Here is a 16,819-nt window from a genome sequence, read left to right as displayed (position 1 = left end):
CTAACGCTGATGCAGATTAAGTTGCGCCGGTTTTGACAGAGCCTCGGATAATGAGTTCGCCCGGTACTTTGATGGATACCGGCGGGTAATCCTCAGGATCAAAAAGGATAGCCAGTGAACGTCCAACCATGGCTTCAACCGGCTGCCTGACCGTCGTCAGGTTGTAGGACGGCCATGAAGCGGCGGGAATATCATCGAAACCGACGATTGATACATCCTCGGGAACGCGAAGTTTCAGCTCATAACGAAGGGCGTCTAAAGCGCCGAGCGCCATCACATCGCTGATGCAGAAAATTGCATCGGGCGGAATGTCCTTGGAGAAAAGTCTCAAGGCTGCCTGATAACCGCCCTCATAAGTGTTGCCGCCGTATTCTTCATCTACAATATCAAGGCCATGGCGATTGAGCTCACTTTGGAAACCCTGATGGCGCTCGCGATGGGTGGACGTGTCTGGGCGACCACCGATGAGCGCCATCCGCCGATGTCCTTCACGAACGAGAAAAGAGGCAACCTCTATGGACGCCGTCGTATTTTCACAGCAGACAGAATTGAGAGAGAAGTCATCCACCGAACGGTTCAGCAGGACCGTTCGCGTCTTATGCACTTTCAAGATTTTATGTAGTTTCGACGAAACGACGGCCGACGTTACAACAAGACCATCGACTTGATGCTGGAGCATTGATGGCAAAACGTCGTCCACTTCAAAGCCCCTCGGGACTGAGAGAAGTAGCAATCGTTTGCCCATGGAGTGCAACTTTTGGGTGTACACCTCGAGAACCGTGGGATAGAAGGGGTTTTGAATATCCGCCATGATCAGACCGATCATGTTTGTTTTATTGGTTTGTAAACTTCTGGCGATCTCGTTTGGTGTATAGCCCAAGCGCTCAGCTGCTTTGCGAATTTTCTTTTTCGTTTCCTCAGATATTCGTTTGTCATCCGACAATGCGCGAGAAACAGTCGATTGTGAAACACCGGCTGCGCGCGCAACGTCCACTGAAGTCGCTCGATCTGTCATTGTAGGTCCCTGTTCAATTTCGGCTGCGAGACCTTACGACTTTTTCCCTCTTGAAACAGCCAATTGATGCGCAAGTTCGAATGCATTGATTAGCCCCGTGGGATCGGCCAGATTTCTGCCAACGATATCATAAGCTGTACCTTGGGAAGCCGTCACGACAGGAAGCGGCAGGCCGCCAAGAACCGTAGAGGTGTTGGCAAATCCCAATGCCTTTAGCGCTATCTGCCCCTGGTCATGAAACATTGTGACGACAACATCAATGCATTCGCTCGCAATCCGCAAAAAAACGGTATCGGCAGGGTAAAGACCTGCAACGTCATGGCCTCGGGCACGTAGCGCCTTGATGGCTGGCATAATTACGTCAATCTCTTCGCGGCCCATCGCGCCGCCTTCACCCAGATGCGGGTTAAGTCCAGCAATCGCGATTCTAGGCCGTCTTTTTTGGGCTGCCTCGAACGCCTGAACACCGGCCTCGGTTGCTGCGACAATCGTATCTACACTAATATTATCTGTCACTAGCCGCAGGGGAATGTGAGATGTAACCCGGGTTGTCCACAATTCTCCCTGCTTGTTTAACTCGCAGCAAAATCCGGAAACTCCCAGGCGCTCTTTGAAGAAATGCAGTTCATCGATCGCCTTATGCCCCGCAAGCCACATCGCTTGTTTATTTAACGGACCATACACAATCGCGTCAATCTCACCAGCAACGGCCGACTGAGCCACCGCTTCCAAGGCGGACAGAACTGCCACTCCCCCTTCTGCACTCGCCACACCCGGGCTATATCCGCGATCGTCGCCACATTGCACCAACACGGCGCCTGGTCGATCCGGAATGGCTTTCACACTATCAACTACAGGTACTTCCAGGCCAGACATCCCGGCAATGCGATAGCCGTCTTCGAGACTTTCTAGTCCAGAAAACACAGCAATACGCAAGTTTTCGTCACGCACTTTAGCGCGGATCAATTTTGCGGACAATTCGGGGCCCACACCTGAAGGATCTCCGCACACCAGGCCGATCGTCGTCATGGTCATTCTGTGTCTCCACTATTGGATGTTATTTATGCTTAGCATAATGCATACGTATGCTCGACCTAATCAATTCTGCCGGTGGCCGGTTCCCTCACTGTCGACCATTATCCTTGCAGCGTCGCTGGCCGGTCGCCTCTGTGAATGAAGGGCATATCGGCAGCGCGTCCCATCCCACTCATATCGAGGCACCCAATTTATTGGGCTCTTTGCGATTGCGAATATATCGCGACTGCACAGAGCGTAAGAAGTCCGATGAACCAATATTGCCAAGCTTGAGACAGCCCGAAGAAAACCATCGATGAATTGACTTCTTGTATCAGCACCGCTCCGAGCAATACGCCAATGAAGCTTCCCCTCCCGCCGTAGAGGCTCGCGCCGCCCAGCGCCACTGCCGCGATACTGCCGAGCGTGTATTCAATGCCCTGGTTGGCATCTCCAATACCAAGTTGGGCCGCGACCATCAGTCCACCGATAGCGGTCATCAAACTGCACAAAACAAAGGCCCCGATAACGACCAGGCCAGTCTCTACGCCTATATGGTCGGCGGCTCGTTCATCGGAACCAACAGCACGCAGGCTCATTCCCCAGCGGGTGTATCTCAATAAAACTTCCAATCCAATCGCCATCGTCACAGCGACTGCGAACATGACTGGAACGCTTCCCACAGTAGTTTTCATGGCAGACATGAAGCCCGAGCCAATACTTCCATCTGGATAAGGTCTTAGTAAAACGGACATGCCTTGTATGATGATGTAGATGCCCAGTGTCGCTGCGACCGCCGTAAAATTCCCAAAACGCACAAGGATGCCATTGGCGAGACCCACAAGACATGCAGCGCCAAAAACGGCGAACACTCCGAGCACCACCGTGGCGGCGCTTACATCCTCATTCAAGAAGAAGGACGCGATGACCAGTGACAAACCGATCAACGGCCCCACAGAAAGATCAATACGACCAATTAGAACGGTAAAAAGTTGGCCGAACGAGACGAAGGCCAAGGCAGCGGACAGAAACAACACTTTCTCGACGTTAAATGCGGAGATAAACCGCAGGTTGTGCCCGGCGGCAACCATTGCCAATATTGCAATAAGGACTGCAAGAACAACGCTTGGCACATAATCGCTCGCCGTCATTCCGCGCCACCACGCCTGGCGTTGAGTTTGTTCGGTGGTGCCATCCAGCCTTCTGTGGGTGGTCGCGGAAATCATGCTTCGGCCAATACGTGCTTCGCTAACATCGTCACCTTGCAATTCGTCAATCACCTGGCCGCGAGAGAAAATCAGAACGCGGTCACATAACCCTTCCAACTCGACGAGATCGGAGGAGACGATAATGACAAGTGTCCCCCTGCTCGCGACGTCGCGTAGGATTCGATAGATTTCGGCTCGGGCTCCCACGTCAACGCCGGCAGTTGGTTCTTCGGCCAGAACGATACCGGCCTCCGCCAGCAGCGCGCGTGATAGAATAACTTTCTGCTGATTACCACCGGAGAGTGTCGTTATCTTGTGATCAATGGAAGCAGTACGGATGTTCAAATCAACACGTTGTTCTTCCATACGCTGGCGCTCCAGCGTTTTATTGACAATGCCGAACCGTGCAAACCTTGACAGTGCAGAAATGGTGCTGTTTTCGCGCACGGAAAGGCTTGGAAAAACGCCCTCGTGCTGGCGATCGGCGGAAAGGTATATTATTCCCGCCCTGCGCGCGCTTGCTGGATTGTTCAGCTCCACTGGCACGCCCTGTAGCGAAACCGCGCCGCTTGCATTCTTTAACCCCGCCAGTGCCCGAAGGAATTCGCTTTGCCCGTTCCCTGAAATCCCGGCAATCCCAATGATTTCCCCTCCCCGCGCGGACATATTGACGTCGAAAAATTCGTTTCCCGACAATCCGGCAACGTCCAAAGTCGATGTACCTGTATTAATTCCCGGTGATTTAAGCGGAAACGTCTTTGTGATCGTCCGCCCCACGATAAGGTTAAGGATTTGGTCATCGCTGACATTGTCGATGAGGTCTGAGCCTTTTACTTCACCATCACGCATCACAGTGACGGTATCGGCTATTTGCCGTATTTCTTTCAAGCGGTGGGAGATGTAGATCACCGCAGCTCCGCGTGCAGCAGCTCCACGAACGTTCTCAAACAATATGTCCACCAGATCTGGTGTCAGTGCTGCGGTCGGCTCATCCAGAATGAGAACCTTCGGCTCAACGGCAAGCGCCTTGGCAAGTTCGATTAGCTGGCTCTGGGCAATATCGACATCGATCATACGCGCCGATGGATCCGCGCTGCATCCCACGCGCCGGAGTTGAGCACGGACCCAGCCATCCCCGTTGCTTTCACCCTTGCGAAGATCCCGGGGCACAGCCAAGAGAATATTTTCGGCGACAGACAAGTCGGGAAGGATAGCCGGATGTTGATGCACCAACGCCAACCCAAGACGCTGTGCCTGGCTTGTGCTCAAACGGTCGAACGCCTGCCCGCATATCTCGATCGTTCCCTCGTCGGGCCGAAGGTTACCGGAGGCGATCGACATCAGCGTGGATTTGCCAGCTCCGTTCTCACCGAGAAGGGCGTGAATTTCACCACACCTCGCCGTAAACGATATGTCCTGGACCGCTATGACCGGGCCGAAGCGTTTCCATACGTTTTCCATCCTCAGTCCGACCGCTTTTTGTTCGGCGGCGGGTGCTTCGATGGGAAATGGTCGTTTTATGGCTGTCATACTTACCCTCCATAGATATCCATAGGCGGTCCGGCGGTCCGGCGGTCGCAAGCGGTCATGGCGAGCATGACCGCTTGATTGGCCTGTTAAAGTCCGCCCTTCAACGCAGCCAGAACTTGCTCGTCAGTGAGGCTTGATCCGTTTGAGGCAGACTCAGGCAGTTTAGGATTGCAGAAGGTCGTTCCCGCGATGGAATCTTCAAGAATGAAATTCTTTACTTCCTTGGTTTCGGGTTCCGCCACGGTGTGCTTCACACCTTTAGGATCGGTTATAACGAGAGGTTGATCCATTTTGCCATCGGCTGCCTTGGCAATAGCCCATCGAACAGCAAGTCTTACGTTCCACTGTTCCGCACTATTGGTGGTATATTGGAAAGTGGATTTGGCGTCGGCATCATGAAGCTTTTTCCACGTACAACCGAAGACGTTGGCGTCTTCGCCGGCGATGAGCGGTAAAGGACGGCCGGCGCGCTCGAAAACGCCAGACGCAACGACACCCATGCTCAGATCAGCGATGACGCCATCAATTTGAGGGTACTGTGAAATCAGTGAGGCCAGCGATTTCGCGACCATGCTCGAATCCCAGTTCGTCACTTCAAATGGCTTTTGCCCAATCTGAACAATTCCGGGGTATTCTTTGAAGGCCTCCGTAATACCCTCTGCCCGTTCCCGGCTTTGGCTGGTACCGGCCGGACCACCCAGATAGGCAACATTGCCTTTGCCATTCAGGGCTTTTCCCATCCAGCGCCCCCAATCAACGCCGTCCTGGCGAAAATCGGTACCCACAAAGACGGTATAGTCTTCCCCCTCCTTGCCGCCTACCCTGGCGCGGTAAGGAACGACGACACTTCCTTGTTTAAAGGCATCGCGAACAGCAGGCAGCATAGCGGGCCCCGCGTCCGGGAAAACCACGATAGCTTCGACTCCCCGTGCGGCCAGACCACTCAAGTCCGAAATTGCTTTTTGAGTGTTTCCTTGACCGTCCGTGTGGTCCCAGCCCGTCACGTTGGGGCATTGGCTGGCTTCATTGATCGCAGCCGCTGTTGTCATTTGACGCCATGGATTTTGTGCGAAACCGTCAGCCAGTGCTACCGAAATCTGCTTCGTGCCGCAAAAACTCGGAGGCGTGGCAGCAGGCTCCGCGCAGAAGATCCCACCAGCGATGTTTTTGCACCAGGCGGCTGGTTCAGCTGCAGCGTAAGTGATGACATGTGGCGCAAAACTGATGGAAGCAGAAGCGATCAGAGTAGCCAGCGCTGATGAAGCAGTTATTCCTAAATACGATTTCATCATTTCCTCCCAGATGAAAATTGTTCTTCCAACGTGGCCACCATGGCAGCGTTGGTCTCAATTAACGGCGGGCATCCCCAGCCTGCCGTTACCTCAAGGCGATCGCTCGCCGGAGATTCCCGAAATTCAAACCGTAAACACCGACCCCAACCAGGATAGCGGCTCCCTGAAAGAGAAATTGCACGCCGACGCTCGACCCTGTCGTCAATACCAACTGTTGAAGCTGTGTCAGAAAGAGCGCCGCAATGACGGTGGCCGCAAGATTGCCCTTGCCGCCAAAGAGCGACGTGCCTCCAAGGACCGTCGCCGCAATAGATGGCATGAGATAGTTGTCCCCCTGCTGAGGGCTCGGTAGTTGCATAAGGCCACCGAGAAGAATGCCGGCGGCGGCATAAAGCTGACTGGCTCCGACATACGCTGCAATCTGGTATCGGTCCGCAACAAGGCCCGCAGCGCGAGCAGCGCGGCTATTTGCCCCCACAGCCTCAAATGATCGGCCGAATGTAGTGCGCTTGACTATAAAAATGACCACCATGGTGACCAGCACCGTCAGAAACAGCAACTGTGTGATGCCCAGGATTTTGCCATTGGCAAAAGCTGCGATGGAGCCTGGAATCGCAACAGGGGTGCCGCCAGAAATCTTGACATTCAAGCCGTAGAGCAATGCATTCACACCGATTGTGGCAACGATGGAAGCCACACCAATTTTGCTCACCAGAATACCGCTCATCAAACCGGCGATTGCTGATGCGGCAAACGCATATATGATCGCCGGACCGACCGCCTGAAATCCGGCCTGCTGGCCATCCGAGAAATAACAGACAATAACCGCGCTGAGAGAGACAATGCCGGGCACCGACAGATCGATACCGCCTTGCTGGATGACCAGTGTCTGACCAAGTGCAACGAGTGCCAGAACGGCGACGAACGGTAGCATTCCGTTAATTGCACCGCTCCCAAGGCTCTGGGGCGAAATAAGCCCGCCGACAGCAAAGAGCAGAATTGTCACGACGGTGATACCGGCTGTAGGCCCGAAAGAACTTGGCACGCGCACTATTATGGGAAGCCGCAATGAAGCATTCGATCCCGTGTCATTGGAAAGATTTCCCACTCGATCCTCCTTCAATTTCAACTAACGAGGCCGCACCACTGGCGAGACAGATTTCACTGATGCGCAAGTCGAGACCGTTCATTCGTGACGGAAACGCAGTGTTCAGGCGCTCTTCATGCACGGGAATTACGCGTCTCATCTCGTACCCGACCTGACTCATCATCGTTTCTGAAGCCATGATGAGGTTGATCTGGCTTCCTGTCGCGAGACCGACAGGAAGATACATGTCGTCGATCTTCAACTGCTCGGACGAGCCTTTGAGGTTTTCGAATTGGTAGACAAGATCTCCCGCTAAAACCCAACTATCGTTGGAATCGGGCCGGCCATCATTGCGCACCGTAACCCACATGCAGGCGAAGGTATGGGTGTCGTAAGCAACGTGAAGATCAATGCCGGGAAAAACGTTTTCCATCGGGCCGTCGACCACGACCAACCGTTTGTCGCGTGCCAATTGAACGCCGCGCAGTATATCTGCTGAATCGATGCCATGCAGAATCCAGCGCATACGATCTGGTAGCGACATTGCCCAGATCCAATCTTGGAGTTCCTTTTTCTGGATATAAAATGTGGCGTTCGGGAAGGCCTCGACGTTTCCGAAATGATCAAAATGAGCATGAGTAACGAAAACAGCGGTGATATCTTCGGGCGTGAGGCCGATCTCGGCCAGAACGTCACGGGGGCTGTGCCAATTTTTTACGTTGAAGAGATCCCCAAGGTATTTTCCGTAATCTGCGTCGTTATACCCGACGTCTACCATGGCAGCCCAGCCGTCGCCTTTTATGACGGCATAACAATAAGGCAGCTTCACGTACCCTTCGTTATGGGCACCGTAGATCAATCCGCTCTTGTGGTATTCCGGTACATAGCCGTATTCGAGCACATAAATAGAATATAGTGACATGAGTTTCCTCCCCTCATACGCTTATTGGCAGTCATACTTTTCCGCTGATGGACCGACAGTTGCAGCAGGCCGCTGTAAAATCGATTGGACTTAATCCCCTGTCCGGGTCGGAGAGCTCAAGCAAAGTCCGATGTGCGGTAAACAGCGCGTTTACTACCGTTTCAAGGTCGGGACTGGACCGGTCCACAAAGCTCTCAAGTCTATCGAGACGCGTCAGAACCTTGCGAAGCAGCCCTAGAAGTTGACCAATCTTTGCCCTGTGTTTTTGAACAATGTGTGGACCTTGAATGGCGCGCCAGAGATCCTCGCTACGGCTGAGCTGTTGCGCAACTGAAGCACCGATCAGTTCATTTCGGCGTTCAAGACTGGCCGTCTGTAATAACAGCAGAATTCCAGAGAGCTGACCGATGCAATTCTTCGCTGCATCGTAGACCGGCCGAATGGCCGACAAATATGCAGCAATCGCATCGAACTCCGCAGGCTTGCTGGACCATGTCACACAGGAGGCCTCATGCATGCCCTCTCCGGCAGGGTTTATCGACTCGCACCGGAGTTTCCCACCGAAGTCCGCTCCCTTCGGCTTCGCCTGTGATGCTGGGTAGATTTGTGTATTACTCATGGACATGTACGGTTCTCCTCCCGATCAAATCAGTCCTCGCAACGGCGCTCCCGGCCGTTTTGATATTCCTGCGTCAATGCATGAAGCGGCCTCCATTGACATCGAGAATGAGGCCCGTGATGTAGTCGGAAAGATCGGAGACAAGGAAAAGGGCGGCCTTTGCAATGTCGTCAGCAGTCCCTAACCGCCCAAGCGGAATGTTTGCGACAATCTCATCCCGTTTTTGCTGATCAAGACGATCACCGAATATATCTGTGTCGATCGTCCCCGGAGCGATGGCATTGACACGGATGTTGTGGAGGGCCAATTCCCTAGCCATTGACTTGGTCAGACTATGGATGCCACCTTTGGCGGCTGAGTAGTGCGGGCCGCCAAAGATACCGCCGCCTATTTGAGCTGCGACCGATCCGACAGAAACGATGCTGCCACGCTTTTGCGCGATCATGGAAGGCACGACGGCCTGAGCCATATTCAGGCTTCCCCGAAGGCTTGAGTCCATCACAAGATTAAAGTTCTCCTGAGTGATTTCCATCAAGCGATCTGGCTGACTGACCCCGGCATTGTTGATGAGTATATCTATATGGCCGAATTCCACGGCGACCTTTTCCACGGCATTCCTGCACAAGACTGGGTCACGGACGTCACATGCAAGCCCAATATGGTCTGGACCGATACTCTGAGCCGCTTCGCCAGCAGCCCGTGCGTCCAAGTCCAATATCGCAACGCGACATCCCTGTTCGGCAAAATGTCTCGCCATAGCCTTTCCGATGCCCCGCTGGGAAGCAGCCCCGGTCACGATGGCAGTTCGATTCCTCAACATTTTTCGCTTCCTTTTTTGGTTATGCTGCGGTCTCAACGATGTCTTCAGAGATGCCAGCCCAACCTTCGATAAGAGCGGCAATTCGCGAACAATCTTCGCTGGCCATCCCTTGAGTCATGGCGAACTGCCAGAACTGGCGAACATTCGAACCAAGCCACATCGGCACACCCATACGTTCAGCCTCTTGCATGCACAGGGTTACGTCCTTGTGCATGAGTTCCGTCCGGAAATTCTGATCATACTGGCGGGTAACAACATGCTTCGGATAGGCGACTTCCGAGACCCAGGAGCGGCCTGACCCGGCGTTAATAATGCGAAAGAGATCTTCGGGTGCGACGCCGCCTTTTTCTGCAAATGCCAGTGCCTCACCCACGATGACCATATTGGTGGCAGTCAGCAGGTTGTTGGCAAGTTTGAGCACTTGTGCCTTTCCAACTTCCGGTCCGAGATAGACAAAGGTTGTAGCAAAGGTGGTTAGGAAGGCCTTGGCCTTTTCGAGGGTCGCCTCAGACCCGGAGGCCATTACGGCCAGCGATCCGTTGCGCACACCGATCGGCCCGCCGCTAACGGGCGCATCGAGAGTCGAGATACCCTTGCGTGTCATGGCATCGGCAACAGTCCTCGCCATCGTAGGACCGGTGGTTGACAGATCAATATAGTGTTTAATCCGCGAACCGTGAATGATCCCCGTTTCGCCCAATGCCACGGCTTCAACGATCGATGCGTCAGGTAGGCTGACAAAGACAGTCTCGGCTGCATCTGCGACAGCCGCGGCACTTCCAACGCGTTTTGCGCCTCTTGCGACCACTGCTTCGAGTGCCGCGCTGCTTGTATCAAACACGAAAACGGACAACCCGGCTTCAACAGCCTTGCTTACCATTGGGAAACCCATTGCTCCGAGTCCCACAAACCCATATGCGTCGTTGCTCATTGTGCTCCTCCTCGATTTTCGTGGTGATTTTCGACGCCTTCGTAAAGACGGTAGATCCCGGTCCCGTCCATGTCGCCGTGCCCGGCCGCAATCAAAAGTCGGAAGAGTTGTGTCGCCTGTCCGGACATTGGAGTAGCCGTTCCCGCAACGCGGGCCTCCTCCTGCACCATTTCAAGGTCTTTCAACAGCTGTCTGGCATAAGCCCGCGGGGTGAAGTCGTGGGCAGCGATCCGCGGATAGAGTTGCTGCATGAGAACGCCATCGGCATGTCCAAATTTTACACATTCCGGCAAAAGCGCGGCATTCATCCCTGATGCTTCGGCAAGCCGCACAGCTTCAGCAAGGACCGCATAATTTGACCCCACGATGAGCTGAGCGATCATTTTGGCAACCGATCCCGTGCCCGTTTTGCCTACATGCGTTACCTGACGAGCAATATCTGTAAAGAGGCTGCGTAGCGCTTTTACAGCCTGTTGGGTTCCACCCATCATGATTGTTAGCGTCCCATCGGCGGCCGCTGACGGGCCCCCTGATACGGGTGCGTCGATCCATTGGCTACCGGTCTTATCTGTTGCTCGCTCAGCAATTCGACGGCAAAAGTCTGGCGAAACGGTCGAAAAATCAACGACAACGCTCTCGGTGGAAAGGGATCCAAGCAACCCATCTTCTCCAAAAACGACCGCTTCAATCGCGGATTGTGATGGGAGATTGATGAGAATGACATCTGCGCCTTTCGCACAGGCGATCGGCGAGAACGTCTGAACGGCACCGGCCTTGACTAGGCCCGCCATTCTGCCAGCATCGACGTCGAATACGCGCATTGGATACTCAAGCGAAAGCAGGCGTCGAGCCATTGGCCCACCCATCAAGCCTAACCCTATGTAGGCCAATCGGGGTTTAGCGGATGTCATAGATTCTCACCGCGTTGTCATGAAAGAGCTTCTTCTGAATCTCGTCTCCCAAGCTTTCAGTTATGATTTTGTATCCGTTGAAAATCTCATCAAGGTTGCCACAGAGGCTATCGACCGGGAAATTGCTTCCGAACATGCATCGGTCGGGGCCGAAAAGATCAATGATCGTTAGGACAATGTCGCGATTGTTAACGACGGTCCATGGCTGTCCCGGCAAACCGATGCCCGATATTTTGACGGTGACGTTCGATCGCTTCGAAAACTCTGTCATCGCAGACTTCCAGCCTAGTATTCCTTCCGGGCTGCGATCTGCGGGCAGGCCGGAATGCAGCAGAATAATGGATGTTTCGGGAAATTTATCGGCGAGAACGCATGCCTCGTGTAAATGCCACCACGGCGTTTGGAGATCAAAGCGCAGTCCATATTGCGACAGCAAGGCAAATCCTTCGACCCAATGCGGATCGACCATGCTGCCGGGCGTTGCCAATCCCGGACCCGGATTGTATCGAGGCTTATGTCGCAATCCACGTACGAAGTCGAATTGGCTAAGTCTTTCGAGAACAAGCTCCCTGTCGCTCCGATCGAGCCAAGCTTGCCCAACAGCAACATTCGGCCAGCCCGTTTTCTCGCGCAACAATGCAATATAGGTCATTTCCCCGAGCGGATCGCTTGGGTTCCATTCCGCTTCGATATAAACTGTCTTAACAACATTATGCTCGCCAGCATCACGCTTGTAATCGTTCGGAAGATATGGCCGGCATATCCTGGAGTAATCACCATACCTGAAAGGGATCAACGGTAGATCGTTGAGCCAAGGATAATAGTTCTTCGTTGGATCCCAGAAATGAATGTGTGCATCCACCATTGGCATATCGATCACGTCAGTCTCCCTTCCTGCACATGAGCTTGTTTTGGGAACAGACTTTTAAGCCGGTTCCCAGGGCAGTATCATTCGGCCGCAGAGGCGTAGGGCACGTTCCGTCCGCCATAACGACGAACACGGATGTTGGCCTGCTCGGCATGACCGGCAAAACCTTCCAGCATGCATAGGCGCGAGCAATATTCACCGATCATTGCCGAGGCTTCATCTGTCAGCACTTTCTGATAGGTCACTGTCTTAAGAAACTTGCCGACCCAAAGTCCGCCGGTATAACGCGCAGCACCCGCTGTGGGCAGCGTGTGGTTCGTCCCGATGACCTTGTCGCCATAGGCGACATTGGTGCGCGGACCGAGGAAGAGTGAGCCGTAGTTCGTCAATCGTTCCAAGAAGATATCTGGATCGCGTGTCATAACCTGAACATGTTCGGAAGCAATTCGATTAGCCTCGTCGATCAGCTCGTCTTCTGTCGTACAGACGATTACCTGGCCGTAATCGTTCCAAGCTTGTCGAGCCACGTCTCCCGTGGGTAAAATAGTCAGAAGTCTCTCGACTTCTTCCATAGTTGCCTTGGCTAATATTTCGGATGTGGTCAGGAATATAGCTGGCGAACTGGGCCCGTGCTCGGCCTGTCCTAGCAAGTCGGTTGCACACATCTCAGCATCTGACGTATCGTCAGCAATGACGAGTGTTTCGGTGGGGCCAGCTGGAAGGTCGATGCCAACTTTGCCATATAACTGACGTTTCGCTTCAGCAACGAATGCGTTTCCGGGACCGACCAGCATATCGATGGGTGCGATGTTTTCAGTTCCCAAAGCCATGGCCGCAATGGCCTGGACACCTCCGAGGCAGTAAATTTCGTCTGCGCCAGCCATGGATTGGGCAGCGACAATGGCGGAGGCTGGACGACCCTTGTAGGGGGGAGCCATCGTCGCTACTCGTGGCACGCCCGCGACCTTTGCAGTAATCACGGACATGTGCGCAGAGGCCAAAAGCGGATATTTGCCTCCCGGCACGTAACATCCAACGGACTGAACCGGGATATTGCGGTGGCCCAGAATGACGCCAGGCAGGGTTTCGACTTCGATGTCCGTTAGAGCTTCCCGCTGATGGACGGCAAAATTGCGAACTTGTTCCTGGGCAAATCGGATATCACGCAAGTTCTGCTCTGTGAGATCAGCAACGCAATTACGGATCTCGGCATCCGTAAGCTGGTAGTCCTGGCGATCCCAGTTATCAAACCGAACCGACAACTCACGCACTGCGACATCACCCCGTGCCTTTATGTCTGCAATGATGGATTCGACGGTCGCGCGAATGTTTGCTTGGTCGGTCGCAATGGAGGTGCCGTCGCGTCCATGCTTCAATATCGTAATCATTTGGACTCCCCTCCCGAGACTGGATGGCCTGCAAAATATTGATCAAGGTCCATTGCCAATTTTATGATGCTGGAATAATCCTCCGCAGCGTGGCCATTGCTGCAGTGGAGGGCAAACAGCTCGCAAGCGAGATTTCCCATCGCGGAAAAAACCCTCGAACTGTTCGCAAGTTCTTTGGCAAGCCGCATATCCTTCAGCTGAAAATCAGACCGAAAACCGCCCGCAAAATTATTTGCTGAGGGAACTCCATCCATGAGGCCCGGAAACGGATGATATCGCTCCAAGGCGTAATTACTGCCCGACGAATTGCGCATGACCTCGCTGAGGATTGCAGGATCGAGGCCATTGGCGACGCCGAGAGCAAGAGCTTCAGCCGTTCCCGCCATACAGATTCCGGACAGTACGTTGTTGCAAAGCTTCGTCGTATGACCTGCGCCTGAGACACCGACATGAAAAATGCGTTGTCCCATCGCCTCGAGAAGAGGCTGGGCGTCATCCACGTCGGAAGCGTCTCCGCCCACCATGAAGGTCAATGTGCCAGAGCGCGCGCGAGGCGTTCCTCCTGAAACCGGAGCATCAATCATCCGTCGCCCGGCAGCGCGAGCAGCAGCAGCAAGTTCCACCGTTACAGTCGAAGAAATCGTGCTGCTATCCATCAAGAGCGTCCCTGGCCGCGACGTTTCAATAAGTCCGGACGGTCCAAGATACGCATTGCGCACATGCTCCCCGGTGGGCAGCATGCTAATCACGACATCCGCAGCGGCAGCTGCTTCGGCGGCAGAGACGGCACGCTTGACCCCATGGCCGACCGCAGTTTCAAGTGCGGCGGCGGACAGATCGTAACCGATGACCTCGAATCCGGCCTCGACCAGATTGCGGGTCATGGGAATGCCCATGTTTCCAAGGCCTATAAAAGCGACTGTTTTCACGTTGTTTCTCCGGTCACGCCGCCGACGTATTGACGATGACGGCCTTCGACCAAGTAAAGTGCTGGATCATGCTCGCCAGCGAGAGCTCGCGTCCCATACCGCTCATTTTCGTCCCTCCATATTCAATGTTCGCTTCTGCTACGGAAAACTGGTTGACTTGCACGAATCCTGCTTCGATGCGCGCAACGAAATCGAAGGCGGCGGCCAAGTTTTGCGTGAAAATGGTTGCCGCAAGGCCGTAGGGCGTGTCGTTGGCCTCCGCCAAAACGGCCTCAAAATCTGTGAAGCGGGATATTGTTGCCACGGGTCCAAAGATCTCGTCGCGGCAAACTGGAGAACTTGCGGGCACGCCTTCAATCAACGTTGTGGTGTAGAAATAACCTTTGTCAAACCCGTCAGGGCGCTTGCCACCGCATAGGATACGCGCTCCAGGTGTACTACGCGCCATTTCGACGTAGCGCTCTACTCGTTCAAGTTGCTTACGCGAAACGATGGAGCCTACCTGCGTAGTCTCGTCCAGCGGATTTCCGATCTTGAAGGCCGGAATGCCCGCCAGTACCTTCTCAACGACCGCGTCATAAATCTCGTCATGAATATAAATACGAGTTCCCGCGGAGCAGGATTGTCCTTGCCGCTGCAATCGCAATCCCTGCAAGATTCCCTTGGCAGCGCGTTCGATGTTGGCATCGGGCATGACGATGTTAGGGTTTTTACCACCAAGCTCAGCAGTCACTGGCACAATCTTGTCGGCTGCATAGTGTAGGATTTTCGCGCCCACAGCGCTCGATCCCGTGAACGTAATTTTTCGAACGGCGGGATGCTCGCATATTAGTCGACCAGCCTCCTCCCCCAGCCCGGAAACGGCATTGGCGACGCCGGGTGGCAAAATATCCTGCAATAGTTCAAAGACGCGCAAAATGGCGAGCGGCGCCTGCTCGGCGCTCTTGAGGATAACTGTATTGCCGGCTGCCAGCGCTGGCGCTATCTTGCTGGAGAGCTGCATCAGCGGCGCATTCCATGGGATGATTGCACCTACGACGCCCAAGGCTTCACGCCGTGTGTAGCGCAACTGGTCGACTTCCGGCGGACTTGTTTCTCCGTTTATCTCGCGCGCAAGCCCACCGAAGTAGCGCAAGATATCGACCATGGTACGCGCTTCGTTTCGACACTGCGTTGCAAGCGCATTTCCTGTTTCGAGGGACGAAAGTCTAGCGATCTCTTCAAGAAAACCTTCAAGGTGATTCGCGGCTCGAACCAGCAAAGCCCCGCGATCCCTTGCCGGAAGCGCGGACCACGGTTTGAATGCCAGAGATGCTGATGCGATTGCTGCGTCAACGTCATCATTTCCGCATCGCGGGACTTGGCCGATGATCTCTTCTGTGGCGGGGTTTTCTACGGAGATGAATTCTGTTGCAAGCGCTTTTCGCAAACCCCCATCATATACTATGCAGCCCGACAGTCGCTTCGCTTCTGCGAGTTGGGTAGCCAATCGGTCACACAATTGGTCATTCATGGGCAATTCGTTCATGTTTCTTTTGATCCGTAATTGAGCATACGTATGCACAGTATGGCAGCGATTTTACCTTTGTCAAACGCAATGGTAGTGTATCGTCAATATTTATGAGCTGAAGCAATCAGGTATATCATGGGCCTCTTTGACCCTTGACGGGCGTTTTTAGATGAATAGATTGTGGGATATTCGGTGCTTGCCGCTGCCAGCGCTACGCCAATACCCCAAAATAGCGCATACGTATGTTTCGATTTAAACCGATATTGCTAGTTTCGCCCTTGAACAGGCCCGTGCCGATGTCGCCCGCAGGCGAGAGCGATGGAAAACCTTGCAATACCATCTAAATCCCGAACGCCTCGTCTTCATTGACGAGAGTGTGCTGCAGAGGCACGGAAGGAGTTCACTATGAACTGAGACTGTACCGTAGAGCTGCGTGAATGATGGGGACGGCCCTCCGGGATCGGCTTTCAGGAGCGGGTCTCAAACCAGTCCGAGTTGCTGCGGTAAAGAGCTGTGGTGGTGAGCGTCGGATGAAAAGTTCGGACAATATCCGAGCAGGTGCATGTGCGAAAGACGAACGAAAGTGAACCTTCCGAAGACGCGCCGTTATGAATACAAGCGTCGTCGAAACCAGGGCTGTCTCGTCATCCTGGGACAAGTCCGCCGGGAGCCTGATGACTGGGCGGGCGGCGACCGGCGTAGAGGGGGCGTGAGTCGGACATAGGCTTTCACGCGGAACTGCAGGAACCAGGCTCCTGATGCAAAGGGAGAAACT

The 16,819-nt window shown here is 54.0% G+C and carries 14 protein-coding genes and 1 pseudogene; 1 reads left to right on the top strand and 14 read right to left on the bottom strand.

What is annotated here, in order from left to right; genetic code table 11:
* Positions 1-16: 16 nt before the first annotated feature.
* From ABKW30_RS27260 to ABKW30_RS27195, 14 genes are all read right to left on the bottom strand, one after another.
* Positions 17-1,015, bottom strand: coding sequence for a LacI family DNA-binding transcriptional regulator (locus tag ABKW30_RS27260; protein WP_348602092.1), 999 nt, complete (start codon positions 1,013-1,015; stop codon positions 17-19).
* A 33-nt stretch (positions 1,016-1,048) separates the two neighbouring features.
* Complete coding sequence (locus tag ABKW30_RS27255) at positions 1,049-2,050, bottom strand: 4-hydroxythreonine-4-phosphate dehydrogenase PdxA (protein WP_348602091.1); 1,002 nt, start codon at positions 2,048-2,050, stop codon at positions 1,049-1,051.
* Between the two features lie 191 nt (positions 2,051-2,241).
* Positions 2,242-4,767, bottom strand: a complete 2,526-nt coding sequence (locus ABKW30_RS27250) for an ATP-binding cassette domain-containing protein (RefSeq protein ID WP_348602090.1) — start codon at positions 4,765-4,767, stop codon at positions 2,242-2,244.
* A gap of 86 nt (positions 4,768-4,853) precedes the next feature.
* Positions 4,854-6,059, bottom strand: a complete 1,206-nt coding sequence (locus ABKW30_RS27245) for a substrate-binding domain-containing protein (RefSeq protein WP_348602089.1) — start codon at positions 6,057-6,059, stop codon at positions 4,854-4,856.
* An 85-nt stretch (positions 6,060-6,144) separates the two neighbouring features.
* Positions 6,145-7,167: an ABC transporter permease gene (locus ABKW30_RS27240; RefSeq protein WP_348602088.1), complete on the bottom strand. Its 1,023-nt coding sequence runs from the start codon at positions 7,165-7,167 to the stop codon at positions 6,145-6,147.
* A complete protein-coding gene (locus tag ABKW30_RS27235) occupies positions 7,148-8,068 on the bottom strand; it encodes an N-acyl homoserine lactonase family protein (RefSeq protein WP_348602087.1) in 921 nt (306 codons plus the stop codon). The genes ABKW30_RS27240 and ABKW30_RS27235 overlap by 20 nt, the downstream gene beginning before the upstream one ends.
* 31 nt (positions 8,069-8,099) lie before the next feature.
* Positions 8,100-8,687: a hypothetical protein gene (locus ABKW30_RS27230; RefSeq protein ID WP_348602086.1), complete on the bottom strand. Its 588-nt coding sequence runs from the start codon at positions 8,685-8,687 to the stop codon at positions 8,100-8,102.
* Between the two features lie 73 nt (positions 8,688-8,760).
* On the bottom strand, positions 8,761-9,507 hold the full coding sequence (locus tag ABKW30_RS27225) for an SDR family NAD(P)-dependent oxidoreductase (protein WP_348602085.1): 747 nt from the start codon (positions 9,505-9,507) through the stop codon (positions 8,761-8,763).
* A gap of 19 nt (positions 9,508-9,526) precedes the next feature.
* Positions 9,527-10,438 (bottom strand): NAD(P)-dependent oxidoreductase, encoded by a 912-nt coding sequence (locus tag ABKW30_RS27220; protein ID WP_348602084.1) that lies wholly within the window; start codon positions 10,436-10,438, stop codon positions 9,527-9,529.
* A complete protein-coding gene (locus tag ABKW30_RS27215; RefSeq protein WP_348602083.1) occupies positions 10,435-11,349 on the bottom strand; it encodes an NAD(P)-dependent oxidoreductase in 915 nt (304 codons plus the stop codon). Before ABKW30_RS27215 ends, ABKW30_RS27220 begins: the two co-directional genes overlap by 4 nt.
* Positions 11,336-12,220, bottom strand: coding sequence for an amidohydrolase family protein (locus tag ABKW30_RS27210; RefSeq protein ID WP_348602176.1), 885 nt, complete (start codon positions 12,218-12,220; stop codon positions 11,336-11,338). The genes ABKW30_RS27215 and ABKW30_RS27210 overlap by 14 nt, the downstream gene beginning before the upstream one ends.
* Before the next feature lie 77 nt (positions 12,221-12,297).
* Positions 12,298-13,605: a histidinol dehydrogenase gene (gene hisD / locus ABKW30_RS27205; RefSeq protein WP_348602082.1), complete on the bottom strand. Its 1,308-nt coding sequence runs from the start codon at positions 13,603-13,605 to the stop codon at positions 12,298-12,300.
* Positions 13,602-14,534 carry a 3-hydroxyisobutyrate dehydrogenase gene (gene mmsB, locus ABKW30_RS27200; protein WP_348602081.1) on the bottom strand — a complete coding sequence of 311 codons (933 nt, stop codon included), beginning with the start codon at positions 14,532-14,534 and terminating at the stop codon, positions 13,602-13,604. The genes hisD and mmsB overlap by 4 nt, the downstream gene beginning before the upstream one ends.
* Positions 14,535-14,547: 13 nt before the next feature.
* Positions 14,548-16,062, bottom strand: coding sequence for an aldehyde dehydrogenase family protein (locus ABKW30_RS27195; RefSeq protein ID WP_348602080.1), 1,515 nt, complete (start codon positions 16,060-16,062; stop codon positions 14,548-14,550).
* Positions 16,063-16,315: 253 nt separating this feature from the next.
* Here ABKW30_RS27195 and ABKW30_RS27190 point away from each other — a divergent pair.
* Positions 16,316-16,429 (top strand): annotated as a pseudogene (locus ABKW30_RS27190) (IS630 family transposase); the annotation flags it as partial.
* Positions 16,430-16,819 lie beyond the last annotated feature (390 nt).

Source organism: Phyllobacterium sp. SB3 (assembly GCF_040009165.1).
In the GTDB taxonomy this organism is placed as follows: Bacteria; Pseudomonadota; Alphaproteobacteria; order Rhizobiales; family Rhizobiaceae; genus Phyllobacterium.
Note: the sequence above shows the minus strand (reverse complement) of the source record. Positions and strands in the feature narration are given on the sequence as shown.

Excerpts from the sequence above, each read along its gene's own strand:
- ABKW30_RS27260 (WP_348602092.1), bottom strand. The coding sequence starts at position 1,015 with ATGACAGATCGAGCGACTTCAGTGGACGTTGCGCGCGCAGCCGGTGTT.
- hisD (WP_348602082.1), bottom strand. The coding sequence starts at position 13,605 with ATGATTACGATATTGAAGCATGGACGCGACGGCACCTCCATTGCGACC.
- ABKW30_RS27210 (WP_348602176.1), bottom strand. The coding sequence starts at position 12,220 with ATGCCAATGGTGGATGCACACATTCATTTCTGGGATCCAACGAAGAAC.
- ABKW30_RS27220 (WP_348602084.1), bottom strand. The coding sequence starts at position 10,438 with ATGAGCAACGACGCATATGGGTTTGTGGGACTCGGAGCAATGGGTTTC.
- ABKW30_RS27245 (WP_348602089.1), bottom strand. The coding sequence starts at position 6,059 with ATGATGAAATCGTATTTAGGAATAACTGCTTCATCAGCGCTGGCTACT.
- ABKW30_RS27235 (WP_348602087.1), bottom strand. The coding sequence starts at position 8,068 with ATGTCACTATATTCTATTTATGTGCTCGAATACGGCTATGTACCGGAA.
- ABKW30_RS27225 (WP_348602085.1), bottom strand. The coding sequence starts at position 9,507 with ATGTTGAGGAATCGAACTGCCATCGTGACCGGGGCTGCTTCCCAGCGG.
- ABKW30_RS27255 (WP_348602091.1), bottom strand. The coding sequence starts at position 2,050 with ATGACCATGACGACGATCGGCCTGGTGTGCGGAGATCCTTCAGGTGTG.
- ABKW30_RS27195 (WP_348602080.1), bottom strand. The coding sequence starts at position 16,062 with ATGAACGAATTGCCCATGAATGACCAATTGTGTGACCGATTGGCTACC.
- ABKW30_RS27250 (WP_348602090.1), bottom strand. The coding sequence starts at position 4,767 with ATGACAGCCATAAAACGACCATTTCCCATCGAAGCACCCGCCGCCGAA.
- ABKW30_RS27230 (WP_348602086.1), bottom strand. The coding sequence starts at position 8,687 with ATGAGTAATACACAAATCTACCCAGCATCACAGGCGAAGCCGAAGGGA.
- ABKW30_RS27215 (WP_348602083.1), bottom strand. The coding sequence starts at position 11,349 with ATGACATCCGCTAAACCCCGATTGGCCTACATAGGGTTAGGCTTGATG.